General features: G+C 61.2%; 1 protein-coding gene. It reads right to left on the bottom strand.

Going from position 1 to position 12,991, the window contains the following annotated elements:
* Positions 1-4: 4 nt before the first annotated feature.
* Positions 5-12,991, bottom strand: coding sequence for a DUF7507 domain-containing protein (locus BM131_RS15375; protein WP_425434308.1), 12,987 nt, complete (start codon positions 12,989-12,991; stop codon positions 5-7).

Here is a 12,991-nt window from a genome sequence, read left to right as displayed (position 1 = left end):
CATCTTATTGCAGCGCCTGAATGGTGCGTTCGATCAGCAAACGGTATCGGCCGGTTTGGCGCCACCGGACGCGGATAATCTCTTCAACCGCGTCCATGCGCGCCCGGGCCAGCGCACGGTCTTCGCCTTGCAGATAGTAGCTCAGACGCAGCACCGACGGCACGTCACGGATCTGAGCGATCAGGCTGTCGACACCGGCCGGCAGGGCCGGGATCGGGGTCGCTGTGCCGCTGACAAAGGCCTCGGCGGTCAGGTCAATATCGACGACATTGGCGATGGCTGCACCAAAGTTCATCTTGGTCACAGTGCCCGGCGTCAGGCGCACAACACGGGGGTTTTCCGTGGTGACGCGGTAGCCTGTTGGCAATGTGCGCGTGTCCAGCTTCAGTGTGAAGTTCGACCCGATATCGGCAGGCAGCTCGGCGCAAGGGACGCTAAAGCGGCCAAAGGCATCCGTGGTGATGATCGTGCCGCTTACCGTCGACAAGCGCACCCCGGCCAGACCGGGTTCACCCTGCGGAAGCGCGGTGATCGCGGGATCATTCTTACCGCCGATATAGGTCTGGTCGGTGATCTGTGCCCGCGAAACCGATGTCGGCCCATCCTGATAGCCGTTCATGTTGCGATCATCATAGACCTTGCCGATCACATCGCCGCAATCGAACACCGCTTCTGGTCGACGGGTCACAGTCGCCTCTGCCCGGTTCGAGATGATATTCTGCCCCGGATCAAGCACATAGGCGGTGTTGGTCAGGTTGCCGTCGCCGCCCGTGACGCGCGTATCAAGGGTGATCGTCACCTTCTGCAACGGCCCAAGGGTGATGTTCTGCCACTCCAGCAGACGGCCACTTACGACCGGCTGCGGCGTATCAGCCCCGTCATAGCGGGCAGAGCCAGGCGTAAAGGCCAGCCCATCAGGCAAGCTGTCGATCAGGGTCAGACCCGTTTCAACGCTTTGGTTCATGTTCTCGAAGGTCAGGGTATAGCCGACCGTCCCGCCCAAAATGGCCGTTTCCGTATTGGCCAGTTTTACGACCCTGACATCCGCATCCGGAAGCGCCGGCACGGCAACAGCGCCAGATACGCCGTCGACGATCCGATCCGTTTTTGCCAGCGCCACGTTTTCCTGCGCGGGATAGCCCGCAGTCGGATCAATAAGCACGGTAAAGGAAATCGCACCCGTCTGACCCACAGCAAGGTTCACGTCGCCGCTGAGGGTATCAATATTAGTTTTGCCATTGAAACCCGCCGCACCGCTGCCGGTCCCCTCGAACCCGGATGCAACGGGCCGCGTCACCGCGATAACCCGCCCCGGGGAAGCAAAGGCCTGCAGATCGTCAATGACCTGTAGCCCGGTTTGCGTGACCGTTCCGGTGTTTTCGACTTCAATTGTGAAATCAATCGCCACGCGGTCAGCCGCCCGCCGTTCCCAAGTTCCAGCGGACTTGGTGACTGCGATGGATGAAATCCCGTCAAGCAGCAGTACCGTGGGATCGTCAGTCGTATTGCCGTCGTCATCCAGACCGTTGTCCGAACTATCCGTCAGCACACCGCCCGCCGTCGTCTCGACTGTGGCAACAGCCGAGTTGATCAGGCCGCCCGCGTCCAGATCTTCTTGGGTCAAAGTGTAGGTGACTTCGAACAGGTTCGTCGCGCCAACATCCAAAATCCGCGCATCATTGCCCGATACAAAGACAACCGCCCCGGAATCGCGCGGGTTTCCAGCCATATCCGTCATCGTGTCGGTGACGACCAGTTCAGTCAGGGTCACATTGCCGGTGTTCTCGACCGTGATTTGATAAACGATGACATCACCTACAGCACTGCCCGTCTGGGACAGCACCTTTGTGACTTCCAGCCCTGGTGCAGTCGAAATTGGCAGCAGCGTTGGGTCGTCCAAAGTATTGCCGTCGCCGTCGACGCCGTTGTCAGACACATCGGTCAAAACCACCCCGCCCGGCAAGGTGCCGGCCACGGTGGCGGTATTCGCCAAACCGCCCGCGTCGATATCCGCCTGCGTCAAGGTATAGCTCAGCGTCCAGACACGGCTTTCCGTTGGCAAAAGCGGATCGGTCGCAACCGCAGGATCCACCAGCACAGGCGCCGCGCCCGTGATCACTGTCCCATCGGCCCGCGTGAACGTATCGCTCAGCGCAATGTCCGACAGGCTCACGTTGCCCGTGTTCACCGCCGTCAGCGTAAACACCACCGGATCACCCGCAATCAGGCCGGATGTCGTCAGCACTTTCGTCAGTTCAATCCCCGGCACCGCCGCAATCGGCAGAACCGTGGCGTCGTCGGCTGTGTTACCGTCGCCGTCCACGCCGTTGTCCGAGACATCGCTGATCGGCGCATCCGACGGATCAAGACCCGTCACCGTCGCCGTGTTCACTAGCCCGCCCGCATCCAGATCGACCTGCGTCAGCGTATGGCTCAGCGTCCAGACACGGGTCCCGTTCGGCAGCAGCGGATCGCCCGCAACCGCAGGATCCGCCAGCACAGGCACCGCGCCCGTGATCACGGACCCGTCCGCCCGCGTAAACGTATCGCTGATCGTCAGATCGCGCAGGCTGACGTTGCCCAGATTCTCAGCCGTGATTTCAAACACAACCACATCACCAATCGCAGAGCCCGTGTCGCGCACGACCTTCGTCACCTCAAGTGCAGAGACATTGATCGGTCCCGGCACAATAACGCTGCCTTGCCCCGCGACCGCATTCCCCTGCGCATCTTCGCCCGCCACGAAGGCGGTGTTCGACAGGCTGCCCGCGTCCACGTCCGCCTGCGTCACCGCGCGGCTGACAGAACAGTCGCTATTGCTGTCGCCCGGCGCGAGTTCCGCCACCGTGCAGCTATAACCCGCGTCAATCGACGGGTCCGTCACCACCAGATCGAACAGCGTCAGGTTGCCGTCGTTGCGCAGCACCAGATCAAAGGTCACCGTGCTACCCGCCAGACCAAAGGGCGACACGCTGGGCACCTTTGACAGGCTGAGCGCATTGCGCGCCGCGGGCGTATCCAGCGTCAGCGTATCCGTCGCCGTCCGCCCAGCCCCCGTCGGTGTGATCGCGCTGACATCAGCCGTATTGACCAGCGTCCCCGCATCCACATCCGCCTGCGTCACCGTATAGGTGTCGGCGCAAATCAGCTGCGCACCCGGCTCCAGCACTGCAGCCGCACAACTCAGATCCGGCAAAAGCGCATCCGTCGCCGCGACAGACCGCAGGCGTTGATTACCCGTATTCTCGATCGTCAGCGTATAGGTCAGCACCTGCCCCGCAGCCGTGATCGGCAGCGTCGCCGCCGATTTCACCAAGGTCAGGGCCGAGGTTACATCCGCAGCAGAGACCACCCGCGCAGGGCGCGAGGACACAAGCGTCGTATCGCCGTCCGCACCGAACAGTGTCGTGGCCACGGCCTCGTTGATCACTTGGCCCCGGTCCAGATCGTCTTGGTTCACCGTATAGGGCGCCGTACAAACCGCCGTATCGCCAGACGCCAGATCGCGCGTGCTGCCCTGGCTGTCAAAGCAGACCACCGGATCAGTCAGCAGCGTATCCGTCACGCTCACATCGCGCGCAAAGGACACATTGCCGGTGTTTTCCACGATAAACTGATAGGTCAGCACATCACCCACCGCCGTGAACGCCGTGCCAGCCACGCCGTTCACCTGCACAAGCGCCTTGCTTACGCCCAGCGACGGCACGCCATCAAGCGGCACAGTTTCGGATGTAATCGGGCTGCGCACCGGACCCGCAATCGCCCGCGCCGTATTGGTCACAGCCGTCAGCGTCACGTCATTGCCCGTCACCGTATAGGTGCTTTCGCAAATCGTCTGCGCGGCGGGCGCAAGCCCGTCCGGCAGTACCGGACAGCTGACCGCCGTCAGGTTGTCGGTCACCGTGATCGCATCGGTAATCGTCGTATTGCCGGTGTTCGTCACCACGTAATTATAGGTTACAACCGCATCGATGACGAAGTACTGCGCCTCGATCACAGACGACGTCGTCGTGCCGTCAAAGATCGACACCGCCGTCTTGACCATCTCTAGCGCGGGCGTCTGCTGCGCCTGCACCGTCACGCTGCTGGGCGCACTGACGACCGCACCGCTTTGCGCCAGCGCCGTGTTCGTCACGCTGCCCGCATCGATATCGGCCTGCGTCACCGCATAGCTTGCCGTGCAGCTGGTCCGCGCCAGCGGGGCCAGCGGGCCTGACGGACAGCTGATCGTGCCGCCCGCATCCGTGATCCGCGCGTCCACAATCGTGATGGCATCGGTCAGGGTCACGTTGCCCGTGTTCGTCACGTCAAAGCGGTAATCCAGCACATCGCCGACCGCGCTGAACGTCGGGCCACCCGCCGTCAGCACCTTGACCAGCCGCAGCGCCGGGGTTGCCGGAATCGTCAGCACAGCCGGGTTGCCGTCGCCGGCATCCGCATCCACCGTCTGCGCCGTCACCACCGTGCCGCCGGGCGCCGTGCCCGTGGCCACCGCGATATTGGCGATCCCGCCCGCATCCACGTCGGCCTGCGTCAAACGATACGTCGCGCGCCAGATCCCGGTTTCATTCACCGCCAAGGTGCCCGCAGGCGAGTTTTGATCCGACGACCGCAGCACCGGACCACTGGTCAGCGTCAGCGCTGTCCCATCCGCCCGCGTCAAGGTGTCAGAGGCGATCGCGACACTGCGCAGCGTCACATTGCCGGTGTTCGTCACGTTGATGTCAAAGACAACCAGACTGCCGACCGTCACCGGACCGCTGCTGATCACCTTCACCGCGGCCAGCGCAGGCACCGCCGCGATCGGCAGAACCGTCGCATCGTCGGCTGTGTTGCCGTCGCCGTCCACGCCATTGTCCGACACATCGCTGATCGGCGCATCCGACGGATCTAGACCCGTCACTGTCGCCGTGTTCACCAACCCACCCGCATCCACATCGGCCTGCGTCAGTGTACGGCTCAGCGTCCAGACACGAACCCCGTTCGGCAAAAGCGGATCGCCCGCAACCGCAGGATCCGCCAGCACAGGCACCGCGCCCGTGATCACCGTGCCATCGGCCCGCGTAAACGTATCGCTGATCGTCAGATCGCGCAGGCTGACGTTGCCAAGGTTCTCAGCCGTGATCTCGAACACAACCACATCACCAACCGCAGACCCCGTGTCGCGCACGATCTTTGTCACCTCAAGCAATGGCGCAGGCGTGATCGGCAGCAGCGTCGGATCGTTCAGCGTATTGCCGTCACCGTCCACGCCGTTATCCGACACGTCACTGCGCGTGCCGCCGCCCGGCAAAGTGCCGGCCACGGTGGCGGTATTCGCCAAACCGCCCGCGTCGATATCGGGCTGCGTCAAGGTATAGCTCAGCGTCCAGACACGGGTTTCCGTAGGCAAAAGCGGATCGGTCGCAACCGCGGGATCCACCAGCACAGGCGCCGCGCCCGTGATCGCTGTGCCATCGGCCCGCGTGAACGTGTCGCTCAGCGCAATGTCCGACAGGCTCACGTTGCCCGTGTTCACCGCCGTCAGCGTAAACACCACCGGATCACCCGCAATCAGGCCAGAGGTCGTCAGCACTTTCGTCAGCTCAATCCCCGGCACCGCCGCAATCGGCAAAGCCGTCGCATCGTCCGCCGTGTTACCGTCGCCGTCCACGCCGTTGTCCGAGACATCGCTGATCGGCGCATCCGACGGATCAAGACCCGTCACCGTCGCCGTGTTCACTAGCCCGCCCGCATCCAGATCGACCTGCGTCAGCGTATGGCTCAGCGTCCAGACACGGGTCCCGTTCGGCAGCAGCGGATCGCCCGCAACCGCAGGATCCGCCAGCACAGGCACCGCGCCCGTGATCACGGACCCGTCCGCCCGCGTAAACGTATCGCTGATCGTCAGATCGCGCAGGCTGACGTTGCCCAGATTCTCAGCCGTGATTTCAAACACAACCACATCGCCAACAGCAGAGCCCGTGTCGCGCACGACCTTTGTCACCTCAAGCAATGGCGCAGGCGTGATGAGGAGTTCAGCAGGGTCATCAAGGGTATTGCCGTCGTCATCAATGCCGTCATCCGAGACGTCAGTCACAGCGATGTTCGCCGGTGTCTGGGCCGCAAAGGTCAAACTGTTCGTGATCCCGCCCGCATCGATATCGGCTTGTTCAAGCGTATAAAGGACGTCGTAGGTCCAAGTCTCGCCGACTTCGAGCACGTCCGGCAGCCCAGCGTCGCCGCCTGTTTTAACGGGTACGGGCAGCGGCGTGATCGCCGTATCATCAGCGCGGCGCAGGTCATCCGTCAGCACGACATTGCGAAGGGTCACGTTTCCCGTATTCGCAAGCGTCACGCGGAAGGTGACCACGGTGCCGGCAACGGCCGGGACAGTCAGCGGCTCTAGCGTTTTCGTGCCTTCCAGCGCGCCAGCCTGCTGGAGCGTGACGGTCGCGGGGTCCTCGTTATCGCCCGTGCCCGTTCCGGCCAGATCGTCGACATCGGTGCCATTTGGGTCCGTCGCGGTCACGGTCAGAACGTTGGACAAACCACCAGCGTCGATGTCGTCTTGCGTTAGTTCATGCGTCGCGCTGTAGGTCCAGACTTCCCCCACGTCGAGGATATCGGGGTTCAGAGTATCACCGCCCGTTTTGACAAGCACAGGCGCAGGCGTGACGACGGCGCCACCGGACCGGGTCAGCACGTCGTCAAATGTGACAGAGGACAGGCTGACGTTTCCGGTGTTTGCCACGGTGATCGCGTAGACAATGTCATCGCCAACCGCGGCAGCGCCCGTCGGCTGTGTGGCGACAGATTTGGTTGCCAAAAGGTCCGGTGCTGGCAGCGCGACAGAGACGCTTTCCTCTGCGACAGCAGACGGATTCACCCCGTCGGGGCTAACGCTAGACAGGGTCGCCGTATTGGTCAGCGGCGTGTTTGCGTCCACATCGGCCTGCGTGACCGTATAGGTCGCGGTCAACGTCACGCTTTGCAGCGGGACCAGACTTGCAATCGCGCCACTATTGGATAGCGTCAGTGCAGATGTACCGCCAGCAGAGGTGTGCTGGTCACCAACGCTGATATTTGTCAGCGTCGTGTTCCCAGTGTTCGTGACCTGGTAGCTATAGGTGATGACCTGACCTGCCACGACCAAGGCATCATCGTCGGCCAGCTTGGTCAGGGTCACAGCGCTGACACGGTCGGCGGCGACAGTTTGCGTATCCTGAGAGGTGAGCGGCGTCAGCGGGTCGAGCGGATCTGCAATCGTCACATCCGCGATATTGGTGACGAAGCCGGCGTTCACGTCGGCCTGCGTCGTCAGATATGTGCCGCGGCATTCGATCGCATCGCCTGGCAAAAGGCCGGTGGCCGGAAAAGCGTCACAGACCAAATCCGCCGCGGGGATTTTGTCATCGGTCAGCTGAGGCAGGTCCGTCAGCGTGATATTGCCTTCGTTAGCAATCACATAACCATAGGTTAGCGCGACATCCGTCGTGCTAAAACTGGTCTGATCAACAGATTTCGTCAGCGACACCTTGGGTTCGCGCACAGGTCCGTTGCTGATCAGGTCAGACGTTGCAGGCGCCAGAGTCGTACCCGGCGCGCGCGGGTCAGCCGTGACGCTGCCTTGGTTTGCGATGGTATTATCATCGATGTCAGTCTGCGTGACCGCGTAGGTAAACAAACAGCTGTTATCGATATCACCCGGCGCCAGCGGCGCGCTGACGTTGCAGGTTCCCGCAACAAGGCTGTCAGTGACGGCGACATTGTCTAGCGTGATATTTCCGGTGTTTGTGACCGTCATCCGGAAGGTCAGAACCTCGCCAACCGCATTGTAGACAGGCGGGTTGATGACGGTGCCGTCAGAGTCGATCTGCTCTTTCAGGATTGCTACGGCGGGCAGCGGCGGATCAAGATCCTGCAAGTTGGTCACGGAGCCCAAGACGTCATCGCCCTGCGGGTCTGTGGCCTGCGCGGATGCGGTGTTCGACAAGACGTCGTCTGCGTCGATATCGGCCTGCGTGACCGTATAGGTCCCGGTGCATTCCACGAATTCCGTGGGAAGCAGGGTGATATTGGTACCGCTTGGGTCACAGGTCAGCGCAGGAATAAGCGGATCTGTGACGACAACACCGCGCAGCGTTTGGTTGCCAGAGTTGGTGGCACGGATCGTGTAAGTCAGCGCGTCCCCGGCAACAGCGACCGCAGGTCCTGTTGTGACGGCCTTGGTCAGGGTAAGGCCCGGGGTTTCCGCACCCGTGATCGTGACTTCGACCGCGCTGGATTCAACGGGGATAGGGCTTGGCGACAGACGCGCAAAGGTGGTCTGGGCGGTTGCCTCGTTCGTGACAAAGCCCCGGTCCAAGTCTGCCTGCGTAACGACATAGGGCAAGCCCAGATCGAAGGTATTACAAGTATAGCGGTCGCCGATGTTGAAATCTTGTGCCGGGTCACGTGGACGGCATTCGAAATTCCCCAGTTTGTCGTCCTGAATAAAGACCGGCTCGACAAGTGCGACACCGCTCTGACCAGGTTCCCGCACGGGGTTGATGACGGTGTAGCTATAGTAAAGCTTGTCTCCGACCGCAGAGAATGTAGCCCCTACAGGGTCCGCGACCTTTTCAACGTCAACGGCAGGCTTTGCGTCGACAGGATAGATCGCAACGGTCTTGGGGGAGGTAATGGTTGCGCCATTAAATGTGCCGCTGGCGGATGCAGTGTTCTGAACAGAGCCAAGATCAAGGTCGTCGCTGACCACCGTATAGGTCGCGGTACAGGTGGTGGATTCGCCCGGTGCAAGCGCGCCGCTCGCGGGTTGGGTACAGGTCACCGTCGTGCGATTGTCAGCGACGCTGAAAGGTCCGTCAATCGTCACGTTCCCCGGCGTGCCCGGTCCGGTCAGCGGGTTTGTAATGACATATTGGTAGGTCAGAACCGTGCCGGCCTGAAAGGCGTTCGCAGGTGTGACGTCTGTGATTGTCTTGGCAATGACCAGACGCGGGTTCTGCACCGCGTTAACGGTCGCCGTCGCATCGGGCGAGGTGACCGCTGCGCCGTCAAAGGCCGTTGTCGCGCTTGCCGTATTGGTAAAGAAACCCGCGTCCAGCGCGGCTTGGGTCGCATTCCATGTCGTCTCGCAGGTGGCAGAGGCACCGGGGGCCAGACCCGCAGGCGCACAGGTCAGATTAGCCGGAATATTGACGTCATTGATGATGGTATCGGCGGTCGTTGTGACGTTACCGCTGTTTTTGACGATGAACTGATAGACAATCGGCGCATTCAGGACGGAAAAACTGGACGGCGTTAATGGTTTAACCCGCTTGACCAGCGACAGCGCGGGCAGCTGGTCAGCATTTGCGCGGACCGTATCCGTCGCAGAGGTCACAGCCGCAGTACCGCCGGGATAGGTGGCAGAGGGGACGACGGGCTGCGTCACACTGGCAGAGGCGGTATTGTCAAAATAACCGCGGTCCAGATCGGCCTGCGTGACCTTTTTGCTGCCTGTGCAGGTCAGGGTCGCCAAAGGCGCAAGGCCGCCAGCCGGAAGCGCCGGGCAAACTGCGGGCACTGCGGCGTCGTTAATCGTGATCGGCTGAGTCAGCGTGATGTTGCCCGCGTTCTGGACAACAAAATTATAGCTGACGGTCGCGCCAACGGTGGCAAAATCATCGCCCGCAGCAATTTGCTTGTCGATGCTCAGCGCTGGCAGCTGCGTAGGACCGGCAAGCGTCAGCGTGTCTGATCCGCTGACAGGGCCGCCGCGCAGGCTTTGCGCTGTAGCTGAAACCGTGTTGGACAGGGTACCCGCATCGACATTCGCCTGCGTCACCAAAAGCGGCGCAGTCGTCATTGGCGATGTGTCATCACAGAGCGTCGTCGACGCCCCGGGCAAAATCGGCCCCGTCGTACAGGCAAAGCCAGTCAGCGGATCGCTGACCGCGACAGAGGTCAAGGTCACGTTGCCTGTGTTATACACCTCGAAGGTGAACACTTCGCTAGTCCCTGTGGCACCAAAGACGCCATCGGCAGAGGATTTTTCGATCCGGACGGCAGGTGCCGCAGCAGGACCACTTGCGATGGCTGTATCTTCGTCAAAGGCAGCTATGCCATTGCCGCCCGTCGCATCGACCCGCGCCGTATTGGTAAACGTACCGGCGTCGACGTCATCTTGGGTGACTGTGTAGGTGGCGGTGCAAGAGTTATCGACCTCTCCCGGCTGCAAATCAGGGACGTTGCAGACAAGGTCAGGATCAAAGAACTCATCGGTGATCACGACGCCAGTTTGAGTCACGTTACCGGTGTTTTCGACTTGGAAGGTAAAGACGACAGGATCATTGGCAGCGGCGTATGCGTTGCTGGCGGCTTTCGTCAAAGCGATGGCCGAATTCAGGGTCGGACCCGCAACCGTGACGGAATCCAGCTGCGGCGCCACGTCGTCGGCAACGGCCTGCGCCGCGTTAACGTAGTCGCCCGCATCGATGTCGGCCTGTGTAATCGTATAGCTGCCACGGCAGCTGTCATCCGTCGCGGTCGGCGCAAGTGACGGAATTGTGCAGGACAGGCCCAGCACTGAATCGGTCACAACGACATTGGTCAGCGTCAGGTTGCCATCATTTGTGACGGTCAGCGTATAGTCGATCACGTCGCCGGGTGCGTCAAAGCTGGTGACGCTGGCGGTCTTGTCGAACGTCAGAACCTTGGTCGCAGCGGCCGGATCAATCGCGATGCTGAGATCATCGGTGCGTGTCGCCTGCCCGCCTTGCGGTCCGGTGCCGACAGCGGTGACCGTATTGTCGATCATGCCGCGGTCCAGATCGGCCTGAGTGACCGTATAGGTGCCCTGACATGTCTGCGGCGCACCCTGCTGCAGATTGCTGATCGGGCAAGATAGGCCCGGAATAAGCGGATCGGTCAGGACGACACTGGTCAATGTCTGCGCGTTCAGGTTCGACACTGCGAACGAGTAGGTAATGACCTCACCGACAGCCGAAAACGCCGAAGGACCGGATTTAACAACGGTGAAATCCGGCACGTTGGATGACAGCACAACCGCTGTCGCTGTTGCTGATTGCACAAGCGTCGTATTGCCATCGCGCGTGAAGTCAAAGCTGGCGTGCGCAGTGTTTGCATAGCTGCCGCTGTCCACATCGGCCTGCGTCAGCGGAACAGAGGTGCCGAGACAGTCAAACGACTCTGTCGGGGCTAATACGGGTGGCTGGGCACAGCTGAGGGTCGCGGGATCAATCTTGGCGTCGGTGATCGAAATCGGCTGTAGATCGATGATGTTCGTCTCGCCGCTATTGGTCACGGTGAAACGATAGTCGATGGTGTCACCGACATCTGCAAAGCTAGCAGTCAGCGCGGTCTTGGCCAGCGACAGGCCCGGCGTGCCATTTTGCGGAATCGTGGCGCTGTCTGTATTGGATTGGGTCTGGCCGTCCGTGGCAAAAGCGTTGTTCGTGACAAGCCCGTTCAGAAAGTCGGCATTTGTCACGACGTAGGTCGCGGTACAGGTCAGCGTGTTGTTTGGCGCAGTCGGCGATAGCCCCCCAGCAGGCAGGGCCGGGCAAGACACGGGCGTCTTGTCGTCGGTTACCGTGATGGGCGCCGTGATCGTCACGTTGCCCGTGTTGGTGACAGTATAGGTGTAATCGACCGGCAGACCGGGTGCGAAATCTTCGGGTGCAATCGTCTCAGCGACCTTGTCCATGGTCAGGGCAGGCAAACGCTGCGCATCGACGCGCAGGCTGGTTGTCACTGGTGGAACGGCGCCGCCCAGCGGGCCGGTGCCATTGGCGGTCGCCGTATTCACGACTTGCCCGGCGTCCAAATCTTGCTGCGTGACACTATAAGTGGCGCTGGTGCAGATGACCGACGCGCCGGGGGCCACGACACCCACGGGGCAAGTCACCGCAACCTTGTTATCGGTGACAACCGGATTGGTGATAGAGGCATTGCCGGTGTTTTTCAGCACATACTCGTACACAAGCGGATCGCCGACCGCGGTAAACGGTGTCACCGTGCCGGCCTTCAGGCGCTTTACGATGCTTTGCGACAGGGTCAGCGTCGCGGGCAAAGAATGGGAGTCGTTTGCCGAACGGGTCACGCCATTGATCGTGATTGTGGCCGTGGCGGTGTTGTCGATCTGTCCGCGGTCAATATCGGCCTGCGTCACACTATAATTCACAGTGCAGCGCACAGTCGCACCGGGCGCCACGGCGCCTGACGGACAGCTTGCCGGGGCGGTCACTGTATCGGTAACAGTCGGCGGGCTTGGCCATGTCACGTTGCCCGTATTGGTCACGTCGAACCTGTAGGCGATCACGGCACCCACAGCGCTGTAAGTCGTCTGAACCGCTGTTTTGTCGATCGTCAGCGTCGGCAAAGCGGCCGGACCGGGGACATTCGCAGTCGCGGTGCGGGACACCTGCGTGTTGCGCGGGTCCGTGCCACGCACCGTGGCCGTGTTTGTCAAAGGCTGGTTGCTGCGCGCAAAGGCATCCACATCGGCCTGCGTGGTCCGGTAGGTGCCGGTACAGGTCGCGGTATTGACGGTGTTAGTGGTCGACAGGGGCAGCAGAGTGCCGATCGTACAGGACAGTGCCGGAATTTTCGGATCCGTCACCACGACGTTCGTCAACGTCGTGTTTCCCGCATTCGTCGCAGTAAATGTATAGGTGATCGTCTGGTTGATGGCGGTAAAGCTTGTGGGGCTTGCCGTTTTCGACAAGTTCAACACCGAATTCTGTACCGGCCCGGTCAGCGTCACAGTATCCGTGAAACTACCAAGTTGACCGAAAGCCGGGGTCGCGCTGCTGGTCGCGATATTCGTCAGGGTCCCGCGATCTACATCGGCCTGTGTCACTGTATAAAAACCAACGCAATTTGCCGTCGCCAAGGTGCTTGGATCAGCGCCCGGATTGGTTTTCGCCAAGGTCGTCGTGTCACAAGATACGCTTGGAATCTTGTTGTCCGTGACGCCAACATTTGTCAGCTCGACAGAGCCAAT

Origin of the sequence: Loktanella salsilacus, assembly GCF_900114485.1 — a bacterium.
Classification (GTDB): Bacteria; Pseudomonadota; Alphaproteobacteria; order Rhodobacterales; family Rhodobacteraceae; genus Loktanella; species Loktanella salsilacus.
The sequence above is the reverse complement of the archived record's forward strand: the minus strand, read 5'-3'. Positions and strand labels throughout refer to the sequence as shown.